This is a genomic window from Tepidibacillus sp. HK-1, from assembly GCF_001748485.2.
Taxonomy (GTDB): domain Bacteria; phylum Bacillota; class Bacilli; order Tepidibacillales; family Tepidibacillaceae; genus Tepidibacillus_B; species Tepidibacillus_B infernus.
Genome location: NZ_BDGM02000001.1, coordinates 1 through 22563, shown reverse-complemented (window position 1 = coordinate 22563; position 22563 = coordinate 1). Strand labels below are relative to the sequence as shown.

25 protein-coding genes are annotated in these 22563 nt (G+C 37.2%); all 25 read right to left on the bottom strand.

All coding sequences use genetic code 11. The features are described 5' to 3' along the window. Positions 1-116: 116 nt before the first annotated feature. Positions 117-1034: a branched-chain-amino-acid transaminase gene (gene ilvE / locus BEN26_RS00125; protein WP_068723136.1), complete on the bottom strand. Its 918-nt coding sequence runs from the start codon at positions 1032-1034 to the stop codon at positions 117-119. Positions 1035-1127: 93 nt separating this feature from the next. After that, positions 1128-2060, bottom strand: a complete 933-nt coding sequence (thrB, locus tag BEN26_RS00120; RefSeq protein WP_069800403.1) for a homoserine kinase — start codon at positions 2058-2060, stop codon at positions 1128-1130. A 5-nt stretch (positions 2061-2065) separates the two neighbouring features. Further along, positions 2066-3133 carry a threonine synthase gene (gene thrC / locus BEN26_RS00115; RefSeq protein ID WP_069800405.1) on the bottom strand — a complete coding sequence of 356 codons (1068 nt, stop codon included), beginning with the start codon at positions 3131-3133 and terminating at the stop codon, positions 2066-2068. After that, on the bottom strand, positions 3130-4437 hold the full coding sequence (locus BEN26_RS00110; RefSeq protein WP_069800407.1) for a homoserine dehydrogenase: 1308 nt from the start codon (positions 4435-4437) through the stop codon (positions 3130-3132). The genes thrC and BEN26_RS00110 overlap by 4 nt, the downstream gene beginning before the upstream one ends. Before the next feature lie 12 nt (positions 4438-4449). Then, entirely contained in the window at positions 4450-4902 is a 453-nt protein-coding gene (locus BEN26_RS00105) for an ACT domain-containing protein (RefSeq protein WP_069800409.1), read from the bottom strand. 149 nt (positions 4903-5051) lie between these two features. Then, positions 5052-6335, bottom strand: a complete 1284-nt coding sequence (gene obgE / locus BEN26_RS00100) for a GTPase ObgE (RefSeq protein ID WP_069800411.1) — start codon at positions 6333-6335, stop codon at positions 5052-5054. Continuing rightward, a complete protein-coding gene (locus BEN26_RS00095; protein ID WP_069800414.1) occupies positions 6322-6948 on the bottom strand; it encodes a Spo0B domain-containing protein in 627 nt (208 codons plus the stop codon). The genes obgE and BEN26_RS00095 overlap by 14 nt, the downstream gene beginning before the upstream one ends. Positions 6949-7074: 126 nt before the next feature. Continuing rightward, on the bottom strand, positions 7075-7365 hold the full coding sequence (rpmA, locus tag BEN26_RS00090) for a 50S ribosomal protein L27 (RefSeq protein WP_069800416.1): 291 nt from the start codon (positions 7363-7365) through the stop codon (positions 7075-7077). Positions 7366-7380: 15 nt separating this feature from the next. Continuing rightward, positions 7381-7725, bottom strand: coding sequence for a ribosomal-processing cysteine protease Prp (locus tag BEN26_RS00085; RefSeq protein ID WP_068723120.1), 345 nt, complete (start codon positions 7723-7725; stop codon positions 7381-7383). Positions 7726-7733: 8 nt separating this feature from the next. Then, a complete protein-coding gene (rplU, locus tag BEN26_RS00080; RefSeq protein ID WP_068723117.1) occupies positions 7734-8045 on the bottom strand; it encodes a 50S ribosomal protein L21 in 312 nt (103 codons plus the stop codon). A 162-nt stretch (positions 8046-8207) separates the two neighbouring features. Further along, positions 8208-9671 (bottom strand): Rne/Rng family ribonuclease, encoded by a 1464-nt coding sequence (locus tag BEN26_RS00075; protein ID WP_069800418.1) that lies wholly within the window; start codon positions 9669-9671, stop codon positions 8208-8210. Between the two features lie 62 nt (positions 9672-9733). Next, positions 9734-10597 (bottom strand): M50 family metallopeptidase, encoded by an 864-nt coding sequence (locus BEN26_RS00070; protein ID WP_084818869.1) that lies wholly within the window; start codon positions 10595-10597, stop codon positions 9734-9736. Beyond that, positions 10590-11240 (bottom strand): M23 family metallopeptidase, encoded by a 651-nt coding sequence (locus BEN26_RS00065; RefSeq protein ID WP_068723107.1) that lies wholly within the window; start codon positions 11238-11240, stop codon positions 10590-10592. Before BEN26_RS00065 ends, BEN26_RS00070 begins: the two co-directional genes overlap by 8 nt. A 261-nt stretch (positions 11241-11501) precedes the next feature. Beyond that, positions 11502-12629, bottom strand: coding sequence for a rod shape-determining protein RodA (gene rodA / locus BEN26_RS00060; protein WP_068723105.1), 1128 nt, complete (start codon positions 12627-12629; stop codon positions 11502-11504). Positions 12630-12731: 102 nt separating this feature from the next. After that, on the bottom strand, positions 12732-13529 hold the full coding sequence (minD, locus tag BEN26_RS00055; RefSeq protein WP_069800420.1) for a septum site-determining protein MinD: 798 nt from the start codon (positions 13527-13529) through the stop codon (positions 12732-12734). 13 nt (positions 13530-13542) lie between these two features. Then, complete coding sequence (gene minC, locus BEN26_RS00050; protein WP_069800422.1) at positions 13543-14193, bottom strand: septum site-determining protein MinC; 651 nt, start codon at positions 14191-14193, stop codon at positions 13543-13545. A 44-nt stretch (positions 14194-14237) separates the two neighbouring features. Then, entirely contained in the window at positions 14238-16184 is a 1947-nt protein-coding gene (gene mrdA, locus BEN26_RS00045; RefSeq protein ID WP_069800424.1) for a penicillin-binding protein 2, read from the bottom strand. Between the two features lie 20 nt (positions 16185-16204). Next, entirely contained in the window at positions 16205-16714 is a 510-nt protein-coding gene (gene mreD / locus BEN26_RS00040) for a rod shape-determining protein MreD (protein WP_069800426.1), read from the bottom strand. After that, positions 16714-17616 carry a rod shape-determining protein MreC gene (mreC, locus tag BEN26_RS00035; RefSeq protein WP_069800428.1) on the bottom strand — a complete coding sequence of 301 codons (903 nt, stop codon included), beginning with the start codon at positions 17614-17616 and terminating at the stop codon, positions 16714-16716. The genes mreD and mreC overlap by 1 nt, the downstream gene beginning before the upstream one ends. 45 nt (positions 17617-17661) lie before the next feature. After that, on the bottom strand, positions 17662-18693 hold the full coding sequence (locus tag BEN26_RS00030; RefSeq protein WP_069800430.1) for a rod shape-determining protein: 1032 nt from the start codon (positions 18691-18693) through the stop codon (positions 17662-17664). Positions 18694-18792: 99 nt separating this feature from the next. Beyond that, the gene (gene radC, locus BEN26_RS00025) at positions 18793-19488 is read right to left on the bottom strand and encodes a RadC family protein (RefSeq protein WP_082732334.1); all 696 of its coding nucleotides are present in this window, start codon (positions 19486-19488) and stop codon (positions 18793-18795) included. 50 nt (positions 19489-19538) lie between these two features. Then, positions 19539-20144 (bottom strand): Maf family protein, encoded by a 606-nt coding sequence (locus BEN26_RS00020; protein WP_068723086.1) that lies wholly within the window; start codon positions 20142-20144, stop codon positions 19539-19541. Between the two features lie 5 nt (positions 20145-20149). After that, complete coding sequence (locus tag BEN26_RS00015) at positions 20150-20392, bottom strand: DUF4321 domain-containing protein (protein ID WP_068723084.1); 243 nt, start codon at positions 20390-20392, stop codon at positions 20150-20152. A gap of 204 nt (positions 20393-20596) precedes the next feature. After that, on the bottom strand, positions 20597-22012 hold the full coding sequence (gene aspA, locus BEN26_RS00010; RefSeq protein WP_069800432.1) for an aspartate ammonia-lyase: 1416 nt from the start codon (positions 22010-22012) through the stop codon (positions 20597-20599). An 85-nt stretch (positions 22013-22097) separates the two neighbouring features. Further along, positions 22098-22310 (bottom strand): hypothetical protein, encoded by a 213-nt coding sequence (locus BEN26_RS00005; RefSeq protein WP_181482145.1) that lies wholly within the window; start codon positions 22308-22310, stop codon positions 22098-22100. Between the last annotated feature and the right edge of the window lie 253 nt (positions 22311-22563).

Here is a 22563-nt window from a genome sequence, read left to right as displayed (position 1 = left end):
CACTACATCATATGCGCCTATGAGTATTTTGCTAATGATTTGGGCACAAAAAAACTCGCCATCTTATTAAAGAAGCGAGTTTCATCGTTTATTCCTTTTTTAGGTTTTCTTATCGTTTAGATTGCTGTTTGATGAACTTCTGGATAAACTTGAATGCCATCCTCTTTCACTAACTTTTGGAACTCATTGAGTAAGGCTTTGGTAATTGGACCACGTGAACCATTTCCAATCATACGCCCATCTACTTCAGAAACTGCAATCACTTCTGCAGCTGTTCCCGTTAAAAAGACCTCATCCGCTACAAAAACATCGTGACGAGTGAAAGGCTGTTCCAATACTTCAAATCCCAAACGTCTAGCAATATCCATAATGGCTTGACGGGTAATTCCCTCTAAGGCACCTAAATAGCTTGGTGGAGTATAAAGCTTTCCATTCTTTATGATGAAAATATTATCCCCTGATCCTTCGGCCACATAACCTTCACCATTTAACATTAAAGCCTCACTTACCCCAGCTAAATGAGCTTCTATTTTTACCAATATATTATTTAAATAGTTAAGAGATTTAATCTTGGGATTCAGAGCATCTGGAGTATTTCTTCTTGTCGGTACGGTAATAATTTTTAGACCCTTTTCATGCATTTCCTCATTAAATAATTTAATTTTATCAACAATGATAATCACTTGAGGATGATGGCATGTAAATGGATCTAAACTTAAATTACCTTTTCCTCTTGAAATCACTAAACGAATATAGGCATCCTTAAGGTTATTCTTCCTTACTGTATTTACAACGCTTTCGATCATTTCTTCCTTTGACATTGGAATATCTAGTAGGATCGATTTTGCAGAATCATATAGTCGGTCTATATGTTCCTTTAATCGGAAAACGTTCCCCGAATAGACACGGATTCCTTCAAAGATACCATCACCATACAAAAAACCATGATCAAAAACAGATACTTTTGCCTCTTCTTCCGTTACATACTCCCCATTCATGTAAATATATCGTTTTTCCTCTGAGTTCTCTCCCATTCTCCCCAGATCCCCTTTCCATTTTTTTGAAAATACATGACTGTAATTAACCATCATTATAAAGAGTTAAAGAAATGAAGTCAATATAAAATTTTAAATAATCTGTCGATTAGCAGTAGAGTGGTATACTATTGCCCCTTCTTTTTCAATGGATAATGTTTTAATTTGAAAGTCTATTTGCTCGTCCATAGCTACATTTTTCAAGTAATTTTCCATCGTAGAAATTTGTTGTTCATTGACAAAAAGTAGAATAGTTGGCCCAGCCCCACTTAAAGCAGCACCGTAAATGCCCATCTGTTCCATATCTTCCAAAATTCGCTTTAACCCTTTTACCACGTTTTGCCTATATGGCTGATGAATTCGATCGTTCATTGAAGTTGCAAGCTTTTCGATTTGCCCAGTCATTAAAAAAGAGATGAGTAAAGCCGTTTGACCTATATTGTAAGCAGCATCTTTAACTGGAACATGGTTTGGAATTTCTTTTCTCGCCGATTCAGTCGATAATGTATAAGTGGGGATAGCCAACATTATGCGAAGGTTTTCAGCAAAAGGAAAATGTGTGATCATTGCTCTTTTTCCATCAAAGGATGTGGCAACAAATCCACCAAACAATGAAGCACCAACATTATCTGAATGACCCTCTAGTTGGGAAGCAATTTGAAAAAGCTCTTCTTTAGACTTTTTCCTTTCTAATAGTTCATTTGCCGCTAATAATCCTCCAACGATGGCTGAACCACTGCTACCTAATCCTCGTGATAATGGAATTTCACTTTCAACTTCAAGGGAAATTGGAGGCAATTTTTGTTCTTCTAAATGAAATAAATGCTCCATAACCTGATAAATCAAATTGCTTCGATCCCTTGGTAATGAGGATAAATGATCTCCAATAATCTTGATCGAGGTCTTTGCTGCTGGTTTAAGACGAATGGTTAAATACAGTGGCAAAGCAAGCCCCAAGGAGTCAAACCCTGGTCCTAGATTAGCTGTACTTCCAGGAACCTTCACTTCAAACATCTGTGCATTCATATTGCTTAACCTCTCTCTGTTAAAGATTGAATCGCTTGTAGGACGGCATCATAGTTATTCTCAACGATCGTTGGCTTGGTATTTACCGTCTGTACTGCAATGTTCGGATCCTTTAGTCCATGGCCTGTTAAGACGCTTACGACAGTAGATCCTTTAGGCAAATATCCTTCCCTCCACTTTTTAAAGATACCTGCTAAAGAAGCTGCTGAACCTGGCTCGACAAAAACACCTTCTTTTCTAGCAACCAATTGATACGCTTCTAAAATTTCATCATCTGTTACAAAATCGATAACCCCTTGAGATTCTTGAACGGCGTTCATAGCCCCATTCCAGCTTGCTGGACGGCCAATTCGAATGGCTGTTGCAATCGTCTCAGGATGTAAAATCGGTTCCCCCTTGACAAGAGCAGCTGCTCCTTCTGCTTCAAAGCCTAACATTTTTGGTAAAGAGGACATTTTTCCTGCCTCTTTGTATTCTTTAAATCCTTTCCAATAAGCTGTTATATTGCCTGCATTTCCTACAGGAATGGCCAAATAATCTGGTGCAAACCCAAGTTCATCCACAATTTCAAAAGCTGCCGTTTTTTGTCCTTCAATCCGATAGGGGTTCACAGAGTTAACTAGAGTATAGGCTTCTTGTTTGGAAATCTCCCGAACAATATCTAAGGCATCGTCAAAATTCCCTTTAATAGAGATGACCTTTGCACCATATGTGAGGGCTTGCGCTAATTTTCCTAGAGCAATATTAGCGTCTGGAATGACAACAATACTGTCCATTCCGGCACTTGCTGCATAGGCGCTTGCTGCTGCAGATGTATTTCCAGTAGAAGCACAGATGACTGTTTTGCTTCCTTCCTCAAGGGCTTTAGTTACAGCTAAAACCATGCCCCTGTCTTTAAATGATCCAGTTGGATTCATCCCTTCAAATTTTAAAAATAAGCGAATCCCTAACTCTTTAGAAAGCTGTTTTGCTTCAATTAAAGGAGTATTTCCTTCATGAAGAGATAATATAGGTGTCTGTTCATTGATTGGTAAAAATTCTTGATATTTTCTTAATAATGGCTGCCAACTCATGCGATTTCCCCCTCCTCAACTGGAAAAACACTACTGATTTGATCAATAATTTCTAATTTTTCCATCAATGCTAAAAATTTATTTAACTGTGCTTTTGATGTTTCATGGGTGATTAAGATTAATTGAGCTTTTTGTTCTTCTGTATCAGGTAACTGGAGAATCTCTTGCAAGCTAATCATGTGTTCAGCCATATGTTGGGTAATCTTTGCAAGAACTCCAATTTGATCAAGAACCCTCAGACGGATAAAGTAACGAGAGGTAATTAAATCGTCGGATTTTAATTGTTTTGGCCGGTACGGAGCAACGACCCCTCTACCATTAACCCCCAAATTCATTTGCTTTATCACAGTGACAAGGTCAGAGACAACGGCTGTAGCGGTGGGAAGTTGACCTGCTCCTGGACCATAAAACATCGTTTCCCCTACCGCTTCCCCATATACATAGATCGCATTGTATACCCCACTTACTTTTGCTAAAGGATGGTGTTTGTTAACCATGGTAGGTTGGATGCTTACTTCAAGAAGATTATCATTTTGTTTGGCAATACCTAGGAGTTTAATTTCGTAACCAAGTTGTTTACCAAATCGAATATCCTCTTCGGTCACTTTAGTGATCCCTTTGACTTCTACATCATGAACATTCACATCCATGTGAAAGGCAAGATTGCTTAAAATCGCCATTTTTCTTGCAGCATCATAACCTTCTACATCAGAGGTAGGATCTGCTTCGGCATAACCCAATTCTTGAGCCTTTACCAAAACTTCATCAAATGGTAGTCCTTCTTCACTCATCTTCGATAAAATATAGTTGGTCGTTCCATTAACGATTCCAACCACCTTAGTAATACGATCGGAGGCAAAGCCTTCAACCAATGCACGAATAATTGGGATTCCCCCTGCAACACTTGCTTCGTAATATAGGTCGCAATGGTGCTCACTTGCCATCGCCAAGAGTTCTGCTCCATGAAGAGCCATTAGGTCTTTATTGGCTGTAACCACATGCTTCCCTTTCTCTAAAGCAAACATCAGATATTCATAGGTAGGATGGATATTCCCCATCACTTCAATAATTACATCAATTTCTGAGTCTTTTAATACTTCCCATGGATCATCTGTCACTAATTGTTTATCGATAGAGATCTCCCTTTTTTTATCCTTATCTTGCACTAAAATCTTTTTAATCGTAATACGATTTCCAGTTTGCTTGATTAAATCCTCTTGATGGCCTTCAATCAGTTTTGCCACACCAGTGCCCACCGTACCTAATCCAAGCAATCCGACTTTAATCTCTTTTTCCCCACTCATCTTTTCTCTCTCCTATCCTCTTCCTAATATTTGTGTTTTGCGTACTCCCGGCATTTTTTTTAAAGTATCTAGTAAATCGGTAACACTTAATTCCATATAGACGGTATCGATTGATAGAATTACATTCGCCGTCTCTTGCAAAGGGATGGTTTGGTTGATCGTTAAAATATTCCCACCAATCTGAGCAATATAGGTTAAAACCTTGGACAAAATTCCTGATTTATGTTCAAGATCCATCGAAATGGTCACGATCTTTTCTTTCATCATTGCATTAAAGGGAAAGACCCCATCTTTGTATTTATAATAGGCACTTCGACTTAAGCCAACTTTTTCTACCGCTTCATACACGGTTTCTACTTCATGACAATCCAGTAACTTTTTTGCTTCAATCGTTTTTAAAATCGCTTCAGGTAAAATGTCTGACCGCACTAAATAATAGATTTCTTCACTTTTTCGTTTACTCATTATTGTCCCCCTGAAATAAACATTTGTTTGTTTATAATAGACATTGTAATCCTTCTTTTCACTTTAAACAAGTAAAATTTTTAAGGAAATAAAAAAAACTTAGGGTTTCCCCTAAGCTGGTCTTCACTAAATGATTCTATTCCTTTAAGTTATTCTACAAATTCAAATTCATAATCAGCAATTCGAACACTATCTCCATTTTCGGCACCTAATCTACGCAATTCATCATCTACACCCATCTTCCTTAAGATTCGAGCAAAGCGCTGAACTGAATCATAGTGATTGAAATCCGTCATTTTAAATAGTTTTTCTATTTTTGCTCCTTCAACTACATAAATTTCATTTTCTTTTCTTACAGTAAAAGTATCTTCTTCCACAGGTTCAGCCTTATAGACTTTTCTTTCCTCTTGTTCAATCTCTTCAACAAGCGGTGTTGCTGGTATTTGATCAAGCAGATCAGCAATTCCATATAATAATTCTTGAACTCCTTGTTTTGTTGCAGCTGAGATTGGATAAATGGGATACTGCTCCCCTACATTTTCGCGAAAATGGGCTAAGTTCTCTTCTGCTCCTGGTACATCCATTTTGTTCGCGGCAATAATTTGTGGGCGCTCCATCAGTCTTAAATTATATTGCTCCAATTCCTGATTGATTTTGACCCAATCCTCGTAAGGGTTCCTTCCTTCTGTGCCTGCCATATCAATAACATGGACAATAACTCTGGTTCGTTCAATATGCCTTAAAAATTGATGGCCTAATCCTGCACCTATATGGGCTCCTTCAATCAATCCTGGTAAATCAGCCATTACAAAGCTCCGCCCATCTCCTACATCCACAACACCTAAATTAGGAGAAAGGGTTGTAAAATGGTATGCTGCAATTTTGGGCTTTGCTTTGGAGACAGAAGAAAGTAAAGTAGATTTCCCTACACTCGGGAATCCAGCTAGCCCAACATCAGCCATCACTTTTAATTCTAAAACCAAATAACGTTCTTCACCAGGCTCACCCTTTTCAGCGATATCTGGAGCAGGGTTGGCAGGTGTTGCAAATCTCATATTTCCACGGCCACCACGGCCACCCCTTGCTACGACAACCCTTTGATCATGACGGGTTAAATCTGCAATCACTGCTTGGGTATCATCATCAATAATCACTGTCCCAGGTGGAACTTTGATCACCATGTCTTCTGCATTAGCCCCGTGCTGTGCTTTGCTACGGCCATGTTCCCCTCTTTCCGCTTTGAAATGCTTTTGATAGCGAAAATCTAATAAGGTTCTTAATCCCTCATCAACTTGAAAAACAATATCCCCACCTTTTCCACCATCACCACCAGCGGGACCGCCCATAGGAACATATTTTTCTCGGCGGAAGGCTTTTTGGCCATTGCCGCCATCACCAGCTTTTACATAAATTTTTACTTTATCTACAAACATGATTTACACCTCTAATTCCTTTAAACGGAAAGTGAAGTTCCATGATACATTCATCTTCATTGTATAAATCAATTTCAAATTTTCCACCTTCAGAGTCAATTTGTTTACCCATGGCTTTTATTTTCTCCATCACGGGGCTAATATTTCCCTCATATTCAAAGATGATAATCATTTTTTTGTCTAAGTTGTTTAGTGAAAGAAATAAGGAATGGTATTCTTCATCCATATTTGCCCTTTGATCAAAAAGATCAAGAAATCCTTTTAAATGGTGTAAAATCCACTTTCCATCCACATCTTCTTCTTTGATTTCTAACCCTTCATCTAGTTCTAATTCTATATTTAGTTTTGGGTATTCGATCATCATCATATACAAAAAAACGGCTAATTCACTTGGTTCAAAATTTGAAATGATGCTTCGCTTTTTTGCATCTTCAATGACCTTTTGTATGTAGTGAGGAATTTGCTCATATTTTTTTAATGAAACATACCCTAAGATCACTTGAAAATGGTTTAACCAATCATGACGATAAAATTTCATCAGATCTATTATTTTTATATGATAATCATCGCTTCCTTCTTCATTCGTTTGTTGAATCAGATTCTTATCTATCATGTACTCAACTCCACTTTCTAATTCCTATCATCCATATAGTATATCAAAGGTTATGGTTTTGGCAAAAAAAATTCCCAGCCTATTGACTGGGAATCGCTTTAATCTAATCAGATTTAAATCAAACTCTTAAGCTTCAACAGCTACAGGATAAACACTTACTTTTTTACGGTCACGTCCAAGACGTTCAAATTTCACAACGCCTTCTACTTTAGCAAACAAAGTGTCATCGCCACCGATACCCACATTTACACCTGGATAAATTTTAGTACCACGTTGGCGAACTAAAATGCTACCAGCAGAAACGTGTTGTCCGTCAGCACGTTTTACACCAAGACGTTTTGCAATACTATCACGACCGTTTTTAGTACTACCTACTCCCTTTTTAGAAGCAAAGAGTTGTAAGTTCATTTTTAACATAATGTCCACCTCCTGTTAGGATGTTTGTATATTGACTCGTATATAGCGACCATATTCTTTTTCAATCATTAACAACGATTCAACAAGTGCTTTCATCAGCAACTGTAATCGATCATCTGTTATAGGGTCATCCATTTGCGGGACGTTCCAAAATAAATAACCACCCTGTTTAGGATTTTCCTCTGGCTTTAAGTCTATTCCTAGTAAAATTTCTACAGAATTAACTGCTCCTAAAGCCAAAGCTGAAACCGCTGAACAGACGATATCTTGACCAAGCTTGCCAAAATTAGCGTGCCCGTGAATAGTAACTTGTAAAATCCGTTGTTCATCGCTCGATTTTATTACTTTAACTTGAATCATCGTTTTAATTAAGCATTGATTTTTTCAATAACTACTTTAGTAAATGGTTGACGATGTCCTTGTTTTTTATGGTAGTTCTTCTTCGCCTTGTACTTAAAGACGATAATTTTTTTACCTCTACCGTGTTTTTCTACTTTACCTGTTACTTTTGCACCTGCAACTGTTGGGTTACCTACGACTATACCATTGTCTTTGGAAACAACTAAAACTTGATCAAATTCAACAGTTTCCCCTTCATTTGCTGACAATTTCTCAATGTAAATGACATCGCCTTCTTGAACCTTGTACTGTTTACCACCTGTTTTAATAATTGCGTACATGAATGCTGAACCTCCTCTTTTTAGGGACTCGCCAAAATTAGGTGCAACAAGATGCTTTAACCCATTTTGTGCGGTACTCGTGTATTTAACACATACTTTAAGAATAGTAACATAATTGAAGGGAAGTGTCAACAAATCCAATCAAAATCTCTTAATATGGAACTAATCCACCTTGTGATGGATCTCGAATTGGTGAAGATGAAAAGCTGGATTTCCTTTCACTTGAACCTTCATTCCTAGTTGTTTTTCTAAACGATGTAGGTTCTCTCCATTTATCCCAATTAAATAAGATGTGACATAGGGATGAGCTTCAACTAATAGACTTTGAATAGTCGTGTAATCTTGGTAGGTTACAAGCTCCTTCTCGATCTTCCGACTCATCTCCTCTTCTGAAATCACTTTCCCTATTCCATCACACATGGGGCAAGTCCTTAATAAAGTACTCTCCAAATTTTGACGTACTTTTTTCCTCGTCATTTCAACTAGACCTAGCTGAGTATAACCTAAGATATTGGATTTAGTTCGATCCTTCTTCATTTCTTCTTGTAAAATCTGAAGCGTTTTTTCTCTATGTTCTTCCTGTACCATATCAATAAAATCAATAATAATAATCCCGCCAATGTCCCTTAATCTTAACTGACGAGCGATTTCTACCGCTGCTTCCATATTTGTTTTAAGGACGGTTTCTTCCAAATTAGTGTGGCCGATATATTTACCAGTATTCACATCGATTGAAGTGAGTGCCTCTGTCCTGTCAATGATCAGATATCCTCCACTTTTTAACCATACTTTTCTTTTCATCGCTTTTTCGATCTCAGCTGTGATATGAAAAGCATCGAATACCGGTTCTTTTTCTGTATATAAATAAAGACGTTCTGTTAATTCAGGTGCGGAATATTGGATCATCTCACGTATTTTACGATATTCGAAGCCATCGTCGATCATGAATTGAACGACATCCTCAGATAATAAATCTCTAACTAAACGGGGGACTAAATCCAAATCTTTATATAATAACATTGGTGAATGGCTCTTCCTACTTTGTTCTAATACTTTTGTCCAAATCATTCGTAAAAATTGAAAATCTCTTTTTAGTTGTTCTTCGCTAGCCCCTTCAGCTACTGTACGAATAATCATTCCATCATTTGCTTGCTTCAAAGATTCTCCAATCGTTTTTAATCGATTTCGTTCTTCTTCACTCTCTATTTTTCTTGATACGCCAATATAATCCCCGTCTGGAATGTAAACAAGATATCTTCCAGGAATAGAAATATGACTCGTCACCCTTGGCCCTTTATTGCCAAAGGATTCTTTTTTGACCTGTACGAGCACTTCCTGCCCTACTTGCAAAACTTCTTTTATTGTTGGTAGCACTTTCTTTCCTCGCTCTTCTTGCTTTTTGGAAGGGACAGCATCATCCACATACAAAAAAGCATTTCGGTCAAGGCCAATATCGACAAAAGCAGCCTGCATTCCTGGCAACACGTTAACTACCTTTCCTAGGTAGATATTTCCAGCTAGTTGTTCATCATCAAGTTTTTGAACATAAAATTCCACAAGTCGTTCATCTTCTAGTATGGCTGCTCTTGAATCATGCTGTGTCACATGGACAATGATCTTTCTCATCGTTTCCCTTCCTTTCCGTCCAAATTCTATTTAATTTAATTTATTTTATCATATCCTGATAGTCAGAGTATATGATGAATGGGTTGATACAATTCTTTTTCCTGATAAATGGTTTGTAGTACTTTTTCTTCGGGGAGTACACGAATCACCTCACCATTATTGGATAATAGATAAAAAAGATGATAACGTTGTTTTCTTAATAAACGTAAAGCCTGCATCACAGTAGTGTCTTGATGGACGATAATAGGAATAGCAGCTACATTTCTCATTGGTTCCATTTGTACCTTCATCAAGAGAAATTGCCAAAAATGATAAGGTAATTGCTTTGCATCCATCCAATTGATGTAGATAAAAAAGATCGCTAGAATAAGACCATTGATATTCATTTTCTCACTAAATCCAAACCCACTTCCCCAAATAAGAAAAATCACGGATAAAAAAAGACTTAAAAAAATGGAGGTATGGATCGCTTTTCTAAATGACAAAAAGATGTAAAAAAAGATCTTCATAAGTTTGCCCCCATCAAGGGGAGAAATAGGTAAAAGATTAAATAAACCAATCCAAGTATTTGCTTGAATAAAAAAAGTGGTCCAATCATTTGACCACAAATGTAATCTCTCAAAAACGATCGCGACCAAAATCATCATTAGATTTTGAAATGGCCCTGCAATCGCTACAATAAACTCTTGCCAGAGTGAATCTGTTGCTTGTTCTACTTTGGCTACTCCACCAAAGGGCAATAGCTGAATCTCCGTTACTTTCCAGTCATAACTTCTTGCTGCAAAGACATGTCCAAGTTCATGAATAATCACAATTCCAAATAGGGTAATGATTTCTAAAAACTGCCCTGTAAGAATTGCCCCTACAATCACAAGCCAAAAAAAAGGATTAATAGCGATTTTGGTTTCAGATAGGATGTTAATCAAACGGTATCACACCCAAAGGATTGATGTATTTGTCTTGGTTTTTCATAGCAAAAAACAAGATTCGTTCTGTTCTACCAACCATTTGACCTGCTTCAATCCAATCATTTGTAGTTACTTCAATTTTGCTAAGTCTTCCATAAATACTTTCAATTCCATTGGTATGACGAATTATGATGGTCTGTCCTAGCTTTTGGTCTTCCCCTACAAATTTAACTAATCCTCTGTCTACCGCAACAACGGTTTCAGCTGAATTGGTTTGGATCAGGATTCCCTGATCTGCTCCTTTTACATCAATAGGTGGAGTGTTGATAGGGGACCCAAAAACTTGAGTCTCGGATGATTTTTCTTTGATGGCGAAGGTAGGTAAAATAGCTGGGTTCCCTGCAAATGTTTCGTGATACCAACGATTCACACCAGCAAAATTATATTCCTTTGTTAAAGCCTCTTTTGTAAAGTTTTGGATCATTTGAGCAACAGGATGGTTTGATTGAAATACAAAATAAAGGGCGGTAATTAGCACCAGCGATAAAAAAATCCTAAATACAGACTTAAAATGATCTTTATTCTCTACTTGGGTAGAATAGGGATAGGTTTTCTTTTTGGTTGGAAATGGGATACGACTAGGTTTTTGCGGCCCCCTCACACTTCTCATCCTTTCGGCTTGTCTTATTTAAAAGTAAAGAAAGTGTAACTCTTTCTTCCTCTCATCATTGGAGGTTTGTATATTCCAAAAGCAGCAATCGTAGGACGACTAGCAGCTTTAGCTGTGTAGCGTCACTTGTACACTTTGTGTACTTTGGGAATGTATTTCTCACCTTTTTTCAGTCATAGAAATATACGGACAACGGAGCGCTGGAATATACAAACTTAATAAAAGATATGACAAGCTAAAGGAATATATACCTTATTCAAACATTAATGTTTTTCTTCTCATCCCTATATTTAAAATAATTCCTAATGAAATAAAATTGGCCAATAAAGAGCTTCCCCCATAACTAATAAAAGGTAACGGAATCCCTGTAATCGGCATTAAACTAATGGTCATGCCCACATTCTCATAGATGGTAAAGACCCACATGCCAACCATTCCAGCAGCTACATAAGTACCAAAGCGGTCTTTTGATTCCATCCCAATCCGAACAATACGATAAATCAAGAGAAAAAAGAGTAAGATCAATAAACTAGCCCCTATAAAGCCATGCTCCTCTGCAATCACAGAAAAGATGAAGTCTGTATGGGCCTCAGGTACCCAGTTATTCTTCCCCTGTTTTCCCTGATATAAGCCAACTCCTTTTAACATTCCTGAGCCAACAGCGATTAGCGACTGGATCACTTGGTATCCACTGCCTACTGGATCCTTACTAGGATCTAAAAAGGAAGTTAATCGAAGCCACTGGTATTTAGCGATGATTTTGAAGAAGATTTTTTCCTGAAAATAATAAAGATACGTTAAGAATGCAATCCCTGTTGCTCCTATACTACCTAAGATGGCAAAATGTTTGATTTTTACTCCGTAGACTAACATCATACTAACCATGATCGTAATAAAGACTAATCCAGTCCCTAAGTCAGGTTGTAAAAGAATTAAAAGGAGAGGAGCACCGATGATCAAAAAAATAGGATAAAGATCAATAAATCGATTAAAAGGCCGTTCTTCTCGTTTATGAAGGTACCTTGCTAGGGTGATAATCGTAAAAATTTTCATCGGCTCTGACGGCTGAAATTTTATTCCAGCAATTTCGTACCACCCCGTAATACCTTTTGTTTCGTCTGCAAAAAATAATAGCCCTAGTAATAGAACCATTCCAATTCCATATAGAAAGTACGCATATTGGCTTAATAGTTCATAATCAATCAACAAGACCATGATCAAGACAAAGAAACCTAACACAAACCAAATCAATTGTTTTGTTGCAAAAGAACTATCTGGTTTTGCACTAGAAATCCCAAAATAACTAAATACACCTAAGCCAATAACGATCATAATGATCCAATAATCAATATATTTCAGATATTTTTTTGAAAAATCCATCCTTGTAGCCTCCCTAAAAGAAAGCTCGGCCTATGCCAAGCACACTACTATTATAACCTACAAAGCACACCGAAAAAATAGCAGGAACCCTTAAAAGGCCTGCTATTTCATGCCAAGTAATTTTTTCATTTTATAAAATAATCCTTGTTTTTCCTCTAGATTGATTAAAGGAACAGTTTCCCCTAAAATCCGACGGGCAATATTACGATAAGCGATTCCTGCTAAGGTCTCGGGATTTAAGGCAATCGGCTCACCATGATTAGAAGATTTAATCACATGCTCATCATCTGGAACAATGCCCAATAGATCTATAGCTAAAATGGAAACAATCTCTTCCACATCTAGCATGTCTCCCTTTTTCATCATGTGAGGACGTATCCGATTGATCACTAATTTGGGAGAGCTTATATGACGTTCAGCCTCCAATAAGCCAATCACTCGATCTGCGTCACGGACTGATGCTGTTTCAGGCGTTGCAACAACAACAGCATGATCTGCCCCTGCCACTGCGTTTTTAAACCCTTGTTCAATTCCCGCTGGACAATCGATTAGAATATAATCAAAGTCTTTCTTTAATTCATTCACGATCTCTTTCATCTGTTCTGGATAAATAGCATTTTTATCTTTAGTTTGTGCTGCTGGTAATAGAAAGAGGTGATCAAATCGTTTATCTTTGATAAGGGCCTGCTGTAATCGACAGGAACCATCAATCACATCAACCAAATCGTAAATAATTCGATGTTCCAGTCCCATCACTACATCTAAATTCCTTAAACCGATATCAGTATCGACCAAGCATACTTTTTTTCCAGATAAAGCAAGGGCCGTTCCAATATTAGCGGTTGTTGTGGTTTTACCAACTCCACCTTTTCCAGAAGTAATGACGATTGCTTCTCCCATTTTAACCCCTCCCCTAAATCACCGAATTCATAATCTTTTTAAACTTAGTAAAATACTGTATTGGATCGATGACAACCTGATCATCTTTTACATAAGCATATTCTTGGATTGCATGTTTTTCCCACTGATCAGGAGATCGACTCACCACATCAGCAATTCGTAATTGTGTTGGTTTCATCACGGATGCTGCAATAACCGCATCTTTATTCCCCCCAAAACCAGCATGCGCCAACCCACGTAACGAACCAAGGATATAAATATCCCCAGTCGCTATTATATTCCCGCCAGGATTTACATCACCGACAAAAAGTACATTTCCCTCAAATCGATATACCTGTCCTGAACGTATCGTCCCTGAGATCAATTGAACCTGATCTTCCGGTTGTTTTTTTAATTCATCTTCTTCGCTTTCAAAAGAATGGATATATAAATTCCCCTGAATTTTTACTACATCCTTGATCAATTCCTTTTGAAAGGGTGTCAACTTTCGATTTCCTGTTTTTACTGTGACTCTCATGATTGGACCTGTTAAAATCGCTTGATGGCTATGTTCTAATTTTTCCTTTATTTCTTCAATGATATCGTCAAATAAACAATCATCATTTAAAAGGAACATTAGGCCATCTTTGGTCCCTTTGATGATTACATTTTGTTTCATAGTCATCGCCAAAGATCACCTCGTTCTTTTACAATTCGCCAAGTTATTGATTATTCCTGCTTAGGATTCGATCCATTTTTATAGATTTCTAAATAGGCCTTTACGATCTCTCTCGCAATCGGTCCTGCAGTTGAGCCACCATAACCACCATGAGGGACAATAATGGCAAAAGCGATTTCTGGATCCTCATATGGTGCATATCCAATCAATACCGCATTATCTTCTTTTCTTCGATCCGAGGACTGAGCCGTACCCGTTTTTGCAGCAACTCTTATAGGGAGATTTCCTAAGCTGCTATAAGCTGTTCCTCCTGGCTGGGTTACCAAAAGCATTCCTTCTTGTACGGTTTTTAAATTTTCGGGTGATATTTCTACTTTATTTAACACCTTAGGTTCTCGTTTAAATAATATTTTTCCGCTTGTTCCTGATGGGGTTCCTTCTTCAATCGCTTGCACGAGGTAAGGTTGCATACGGTAACCCCCATTAGCAATTGTACTTACATATTGAGCTAATTGTAATGGCGTAAAAGTGTCATTCTGCCCAATCGATTGTTGAACATAGTTGCTATTTGGGAAAGTAGTTCTTTTTTCTTTTCCATTCACTTTGATTGTTTTAGAACTCATTGCAATCATTCCTGGTAGTTCTTCAGGAAGGTCAATCCCTGTATTTACACTTCCTAGGCCAAACATTTGATCATAATACCGCATCTTTTCCATGGTTTTTGAAAGACCATATTTTGCTCTCATTCTCATGACGACTTCAGTCATAAAAATATTACTTGATTTTTGTAAAGCAGTTTGAGGATTTAAGTTGCCGTAGGCGTGACCTTGCGCATTTCTCATATAGATTGGATTACCCAATGGATCCTTATCATATTGAATTCTACCATTGTCAAAAATATACGTATTTGGAGTAATCACGCCTTCTTGTAATCCCATAAGAACAGTTAATGGCTTCATGGTAGAACCCATTGGAAAACGACCGCGTATAGCCGTATTTGCCTCATAAGGCATAATTTTCTCTTTATAAAGCTCAGTGGAAATTGAGCCATTATACCAATTGGGATCAAACCGGGGATAGTTTCCCATTGCCAAAATAGCTCCCGTTTTCGGGTTCATCACCACAGCCGTAGCAATTTCGACATCTTTTGCCGGTTTTATAGGCCTATTTTTAATTTCATTGACTTGTTTTTCTAATGCCTTTTCTACTTCATCTTGAAACCTTTTATCAATACTTAAAATGAGGTTATTACCCGGAACAGGGTTCGTAAACGATTTTTGCTCCACTGTTTCATAATCGCTGTTTACTTCAACAACATATTCCCCATCTTTTCCATGCAAGACTTCCTCATATTGCTTTTCTAATCCATATCGCCCAATGCGATCGTTTAATTTATAACCTAAGGCAAGGTAGTAGTCCAATTCAGAACTAGGAATATTACGGGTATATCCTAAGACATGACCCATAAAATCCCCATTGATATAATTGCGCATCTGGTCTGGAATCACTTCAATTCCAGGTAATTCCGACTTATGTTCTTCAATAAAAGCTCTGGTTTTTTCATCAATATCTACGCGAATCGTTCTAGGAATATATTTTGAAGCCCTAAAAAAAGGACCCACATCCATATCATTTAAAATCGTTTCTTTTAATTTTTGCTTGTCTTCATCAGGCTTAACAAGAATATCTGCTAAATAGGCTGCAATTTGTTCGTAATCTTGTTTTTGGTTTTCATTGATTTGGAACGTAATCGTCCAAACTGTTTTGTTATTCACAAGCACCTCATGGTTCGCATCCATAATCAATCCACGCGGTGCAGTAAAAGGAATCTCTTTAACTCGATTTGTATCAGCTAAAGCTTTATATTTAGCCCCTTCTACTAATTGCACAAAAGATAGGCGGAAGATAATGACAGCAAACAAAAGAAACACAATAAAAAATAAGATATTGATCCGTATTAAAGAAATGGGTTTCTTTTCTTTGGTTTTTTTCTTCATTGTCATCACCTCACTCTATACTAGCCATCTTTTCTTTTTTCTTGTATAAGTCTGAAATATGGTTTATACACCAAGATAGCAAAAGCAACATTCACAACAACAGATGGGATCATTAAGTGTAACATTGACCATTCTATAGATATATCAATCAGATGAAATAGACGTAACATTCCATATAGATAGAGCTCAAAAAGGAGCTGGCTAAAAAGTTGAAACAAAACATAGATTGATAAAGAAGGATGAAAATATTGAATTAACCATCCACTAAAATAACCAATAGCAGCCATTCCAATCGTATAGACCCCAATTACATTTCCATAGACAATGTCTTGAAGAAATCCAAAAAAAAGTCCTACATACAAGCCATAAGTTTTACCTTTAAAAATTGAGATGAAAATGATTGTGGCTAGAACAAAACGAGGAACAATCCCATATGAAGAACCATATCGATCAGCGGTCAAGAATTGGAAAATTGTACCTTCAAAAAGGAAAAGAAGAAAAAGTATACCATTGATCCAACCTTTCCCCATTACTTTACCTCCTTCGATGGTGTCTCTTCAGATTCTTGTACTGTTCCACTGTTACTCGATTGAACATTGGTTTTCATCACAATATATACTTCATTTATATGGTACAGATCTGCTGCAGGTTGAACATATGCTGTTTTGGTTAAACCTCCATTTTCTCCTTCTTCTACCCTAACCACTTTTCCGATCACTATCCCTGAAGGAAATACGCCACCTAAATTTGAGGTAGTAACCAATTGTCCAGGCTCGATCACAGCATCGAGGTCAATTTTTTTTATTTGCAATTCATTTCTCTTTTTGTCATAACCCTCAACCACACCATATGTCATAGGTTCACTTTGAATAGCAGCAAAGATAAAGCCACCATCTGTGCTACTAGAGACCAATTGGACGGTAGAAGAAAAACTAGACACACTATATACTTTCCCAATCAAACCTTGGGTCGTAATAACTGCCATATCCTTTTTGATCCCATCGTTTGAACCTTGATCTATGATAAGCATATTATTCCAGCGGTCAGGAGATCTGGCAATAACCTGTCCTACTTTAAGTTGGTACTGGTTGACTGCCTTCTCCTTGTAATCTAGCATTTCTTTTAATCGTTTATTTTCGTCTCGCAGCTGATTTAATTCTGCAACGACTTGTGAATATTGATGTAATATCTTTTTAAGTGACTTATTTTCTTTGTAAGTCAAGGTGTAATTGTTGATATCTTCAAAGAAACCCGCTATTTTGCTAGCGGGTTTATATAAAATACCTTGGGTTAGCGAGATAGTATCTTTTAAAAATTTCTCTGGCCATGTTAATTCACGATGATTAAGAGTTAGTCCCATTACGATGACCAAAATAATTAAACTAAACAAAATAATAATCAGATGCTTATTACTAAATAACTTAGAAAACAATCCAAACACCTACTCGTTCTCTATTTGTTCGGTCAAACCTTACCCCTATTTACTTTTCTTTGATCGTTTTCCTTTATCCTTGTCTTTAAATAAATGCATATGTTCTAAAGATTTTCCTGTACCAATGGCCACACAATCTAATGGATTATCCGCGACAACAACTGGCATACCTGTTTCATCACTAAGTAAACGATCTAGATTTCGTAATAAAGCCCCGCCACCAGTTAGTACGATCCCTCGATCCATAATATCTGCTGCTAATTCAGGTGGGGTCTTCTCCAATGTAATCTTTACAGCGTCGATAATGTTATCTACTGTATCAGTTAAGGCTTCAGCAATTTCCTTAGAAGTCACAGTAATTGTTTTTGGCAAACCTGTGATGAGGTCACGTCCTCTGATTTCCATCTGTTCATCCTTAATCGGTGCAATCGCTGCTCCAATATCGATCTTTAATTGTTCTGCCGTTCTTTCCCCAATCATTAAACTATACACTTTTTTGATATATTGAGTAATGGCTTCATCCATTTCGTCCCCACCCACACGGATAGAACGACTACTTACAATTCCACCTAGAGAGATAACCGCAACTTCAGTTGTTCCACCACCAATATCTACAACCATACTCCCTGTTGGCTCCCAAACAGGTAAATCTGCACCAATAGCAGCTGCTAAAGGTTCCTCAATCACTTCAGCTTCTTTAGCACCAGCTAGTTTTGCAGCATCAATGACTGCTCTTTTTTCCACTTCTGTAATACCAGATGGAACACAGACCATAATATATGGTTTTCTTGGGATCAAACCACGATTTTTTACTGCTTGGCTAATAAAGTAGCTGATCATTCTTGCTGTTGTTTCAAAATCAGCGATTACCCCATCCTTCATTGGGCGTCTAGCCACGATACTTCCAGGTGTTCTCCCAATCATTTGTTTGGCTGCATTACCTACCGCTCTAATCTCTTTCGTTTCATTATTAATGGCTACTACAGAAGGTTCTCTTACAACTATTCCTTTTCCTTTAACATACACTAATGTATTTGCTGTTCCTAAATCTATACCGATGTAACGTCCACTAAACATAATAAAAAGTCTCCCTTCGCCCTATACAAATGATGTCATAAAAGTTTACCAATTAATTTAAAATTATACTTCAATAAAGAAATAAATCCATCACCATTTTTAGGTAAAAAATCCTTTATCTTTTAACGATGTATATCGTCCATCACCAATTACAAGATGATCTAACAGATCAATCCCCAAAATCTCACCTGCTTGTGCTAAACGCTTTGTCACATCAATGTCTTCACGACTAGGTGTTGGATCACCACTTGGATGGTTATGTGCAACAATTATCGCCGAAACACTTTTCTTAATTGCCGGTTTAAATACTTCACGAGGATGAACAATTGAAGAATTTAATGTTCCAATGGTGATTACCTCTTTTGCCAAGATTTGATTCTTGGTATCTAACAATAAAGCAACAAATTGTTCTTGTTTAAGATATCTCATATCTTCCATTAAATAATCAGCAACATCCTTTGGGGAACGAATTGTCACTTTATCTTGAGGAGAATGTTTTGCTATTCTTTTACCCAACTCAATCGCTGCTTTTAATTGCACAGCTTTAGCCGGACCTATCCCTCTAATTTTAGTAAGTTCCTCTATAGTAACGTCTAATAGGTTCTGTAATGTTTCCATTTCTGATAAAATTTTTTGGGCAAGTTGAAAAACAGATTCATTACTACTCCCCGTTCGCAACAGGATCGCTAACAATTCAACATTACTTAAACTGTCAGCACCATAATAGATCATTCGTTCCCGCGGACGTTCATCTACAGGAATGTCCTTAACCATTATTTGTTTCATCTGTTCCATGTGAGTTCCTCCAAACATCACATCCGAAGCGTTAGAGGATACATAGAGGTTTAGACTATGCTTTTAGGATGGATCATATCCTTTAAAATTTGTATACCAAAATCTTTTAATAAAGTAGATAATAAAGCAACAGGGAGCCCAACCACATTGAAATAATCTCCCTCAATTTTTTCAATAAATATGGCACCAAAGCCTTGAATCCCATAAGAACCGGCCTTATCCATCGGTTCCTTCGTCGCAATGTACAAACGAATCTCTTCTTCTGATAAGGGATCCATATATACTTTTGTCATTTGATAAGATGCCTTCACTTCCCTTGTTTTTGCATCAACGACTGCAACTCCACTAAATACCTGATGGGATCTACCTTGTAGTCTGTTTAACATTTGAAAAGCGTCTTCTTCATCCTTGGGTTTCCCTAAAATTTGCCCATCCAATACAACAATTGTGTCAGCACCAATGATGATTCCCTCTTGATAATAGGAAGCAATATCCATAGCCTTTCTTGTTGCCAGCTGTTTCACTATATCTTCAGGGGAATTTGACTCATTATAACTTTCATCTACATCACTTGGATGAACCAAAAAGGAGATTCCAATTAATTCTAATATCTCTCTACGCCGAGGAGATGAAGAAGCTAAAATGATTTTTTCCATTGAAATCACCTATATTTTCGATATAACCAGAATGCTAGGCCTAAACCAATAAAACTGGCTAAGTTTAGTTTAACCTGAACATTGAAATCATACTTCAAAATATTTAAATCTGCGCGTGGGTGCCAAACAATTTGTTGACTTTCCTTCAAAATTGGAAGCCATTCTCCTAGGATTTGTCCAATTAAACTTCCTAAGAGCAATCCACTAATGAGAATAATAACAAATATCAATGTCTGCGGTGCCTTCATCTGTTTCGATTTCTCCCCTAAACAATATATTTTTTGTTTAAAATTGTCATGATATGTCAATTTAAGTGTAGCAAAAGTATCATAAGGTGACAAGCAAAACAACAGAAGTTTCCTTACAAAATTCGAAGGGAGTCGTCACTTTTGTGGGGAGAATGTAAAAAAGACTGCTAGAACTCCTAACAGTCTTAAGTAAATCTTTAAGGTTCATCTAAGAATCAGTTGGGCTCCAGCAATGCCTGGAGCAGTCATTTCTTTGGTATCTAAAATCAGTTCTAGTTCCTCTTCTGTGAGTAAACCTCTTTCTAAACAAATTTCCCTTACAGGTTTGCCTGTTGTTAATGCTTCCTTTGCCACCTGTGTTGCAATCTCATATCCTACATGCGGATTAATCGCGGTTACAATGCCCACACTATTTTCAACCAATTGTTTACAACGTTCCACATTTGCCGTTATTCCATCAATTAAATATTGGGTGAAAACACGAATACCATTTTGAAGAATACTTAATGATTGCAAAAGATTAAAAACCAATACTGGCTCCATTACATTTAACTCTAATTGGCCTGCCTCTGAAGCTAAGGAAATAGTATGATCATTGCCAATGACTTGGAAAGCTATCTGGTTAATCACTTCTGCCATAACAGGATTCACCTTACCAGGCATAATGGATGATCCAGGTTGCCGAGGCGGTAAATTGATTTCATTGAATCCAGTGCGAGGACCAGAGGCCATCAATCGCAAGTCATTAGCCATTTTCGAAAGGTTGATCGCTAATATTTTAAGTGAAGATGAGACTTCTGTGTAAGCATCTGTATTTTGAGTTGCATCCACAAGATTTTTGGCATTTTTTAAAGGTAGACCCGTAATTTCAGCTAAAATTTCTACAACTCGCTTAATATATTGAGGCATGGCATTTAATCCAGTTCCAACAGCTGTTGCTCCCATGTTCACTTCTCCAAGGTGTTGAACGGATTGTTGAATCCGAATGATATCACGGCTAATCACATTGCCATATGCGCTAAATTCTTGCCCTAAACGAATAGGCACTGCATCTTGAAGATGAGTTCTACCCATTTTAATTACATCGTCAAATTCTTGCGTTTTCTTCTCCAATGATTGATGTAGTTCCTTTAATGCTTCAATCAACCCCTTGGACAAGTTGAAAACAGCAATATGTATAGCAGTTGGAAAGGCATCATTGGTGGATTGAGCCATATTGACATGGGTATTAGGGCTTACTAATAGGTAATTTCCTTTTTCCCCACCCATGATTTCAATAGCACGGTTGGCAATTACTTCATTCGCATTCATATTAAATGAAGTTCCTGCTCCACCTTGAATAGAATCAACAATAAAATGTTCATGCAATTTACCTTCTATTACTTCTTCAGCCGCTTGAATAATCGCACCAGCTATTTTTTTGTTTAATACCCCTACCTCTGAGTTAGCCATTGCAGCCGCTTTTTTTACATAGCCAAAAGCCCGAATTAATTCCTTGTGTGGAGGATATCCCGTAATGGGAAAGTTTTCTACTGCACGCATGGTTTGAATTCCATAATAAGCATCTTTTGGTACTTCTTTTGTGCCTAACAGGTCTTTTTCTAGGCGAAATTCACTCATCTAAGGTTACCCCCATGTAATTTCAAAATTTACCATCCTTATTATCTCACTGAGGCAGTAGAAAAACAATCAATATTCAATTTTTTTAACTTACTTTAGGAAAGATGGACTGATAATTCATTTTATAATTCATCAATGCCTCTTGAATTTTCCAGGCATATTGAGGATTGGGATTTTTTTTGTATGCATTCAGTGCGGTTATCGCATAGTTCATCTGCTCCGTCATTTTTTGTACGATATTTTGTTCGTTTAATTGATTATCCTGTGTAAGTAAACCAGTTAATACTTGACCCTCCACAGTTTTGCATATAAATTTTAAGCGCATATAGCCTAAAGCACTGGTACATGTAGTGTTTTAGGCTAATTTTATTTTTATTTTATTAAAAATTTTTATAGCGAATTATAGCGAAATGTTGTATAATGGATATATATTCCGAGTTCTAGATAGGAGGATGTGTATGTATCTTAAAAAAACTCGTCAAAAAAATGGTCGTATCTTTTTATCCATTGTGGATGGTTATTATGATAAGGACAAAGGACACTCCAGAACC

What these genes read in the sequence shown, in the direction of transcription:
- ilvE (WP_068723136.1), bottom strand. Translation starts at nt 1,034, where the DNA reads ATGGGAGAGAACTCAGAGGAAAAACGATATATTTACATGAATGGGGAG.
- thrB (WP_069800403.1), bottom strand. Translation starts at nt 2,060, where the DNA reads ATGAATGCACAGATGTTTGAAGTGAAGGTTCCTGGAAGTACAGCTAAT.
- thrC (WP_069800405.1), bottom strand. Translation starts at nt 3,133, where the DNA reads ATGAGTTGGCAGCCATTATTAAGAAAATATCAAGAATTTTTACCAATC.
- BEN26_RS00110 (WP_069800407.1), bottom strand. Translation starts at nt 4,437, where the DNA reads ATGAGTGGGGAAAAAGAGATTAAAGTCGGATTGCTTGGATTAGGTACG.
- BEN26_RS00105 (WP_069800409.1), bottom strand. Translation starts at nt 4,902, where the DNA reads ATGAGTAAACGAAAAAGTGAAGAAATCTATTATTTAGTGCGGTCAGAC.
- obgE (WP_069800411.1), bottom strand. Translation starts at nt 6,335, where the DNA reads ATGTTTGTAGATAAAGTAAAAATTTATGTAAAAGCTGGTGATGGCGGC.
- BEN26_RS00095 (WP_069800414.1), bottom strand. Translation starts at nt 6,948, where the DNA reads ATGATAGATAAGAATCTGATTCAACAAACGAATGAAGAAGGAAGCGAT.
- rpmA (WP_069800416.1), bottom strand. Translation starts at nt 7,365, where the DNA reads ATGTTAAAAATGAACTTACAACTCTTTGCTTCTAAAAAGGGAGTAGGT.
- BEN26_RS00085 (WP_068723120.1), bottom strand. Translation starts at nt 7,725, where the DNA reads ATGATTCAAGTTAAAGTAATAAAATCGAGCGATGAACAACGGATTTTA.
- rplU (WP_068723117.1), bottom strand. Translation starts at nt 8,045, where the DNA reads ATGTACGCAATTATTAAAACAGGTGGTAAACAGTACAAGGTTCAAGAA.
- BEN26_RS00075 (WP_069800418.1), bottom strand. Translation starts at nt 9,671, where the DNA reads ATGAGAAAGATCATTGTCCATGTGACACAGCATGATTCAAGAGCAGCC.
- rodA (WP_068723105.1), bottom strand. Translation starts at nt 12,629, where the DNA reads ATGGATTTTTCAAAAAAATATCTGAAATATATTGATTATTGGATCATT.
- minD (WP_069800420.1), bottom strand. Translation starts at nt 13,529, where the DNA reads ATGGGAGAAGCAATCGTCATTACTTCTGGAAAAGGTGGAGTTGGTAAA.
- minC (WP_069800422.1), bottom strand. Translation starts at nt 14,193, where the DNA reads ATGACTATGAAACAAAATGTAATCATCAAAGGGACCAAAGATGGCCTA.
- mrdA (WP_069800424.1), bottom strand. Translation starts at nt 16,184, where the DNA reads ATGAAGAAAAAAACCAAAGAAAAGAAACCCATTTCTTTAATACGGATC.
- mreD (WP_069800426.1), bottom strand. Translation starts at nt 16,714, where the DNA reads ATGGGGAAAGGTTGGATCAATGGTATACTTTTTCTTCTTTTCCTTTTT.
- BEN26_RS00030 (WP_069800430.1), bottom strand. Translation starts at nt 18,693, where the DNA reads ATGTTTAGTGGACGTTACATCGGTATAGATTTAGGAACAGCAAATACA.
- radC (WP_082732334.1), bottom strand. Translation starts at nt 19,488, where the DNA reads ATGGAACAGATGAAACAAATAATGGTTAAGGACATTCCTGTAGATGAA.
- BEN26_RS00020 (WP_068723086.1), bottom strand. Translation starts at nt 20,144, where the DNA reads ATGGAAAAAATCATTTTAGCTTCTTCATCTCCTCGGCGTAGAGAGATA.
- BEN26_RS00015 (WP_068723084.1), bottom strand. Translation starts at nt 20,392, where the DNA reads ATGAAGGCACCGCAGACATTGATATTTGTTATTATTCTCATTAGTGGA.
- aspA (WP_069800432.1), bottom strand. Translation starts at nt 22,012, where the DNA reads ATGAGTGAATTTCGCCTAGAAAAAGACCTGTTAGGCACAAAAGAAGTA.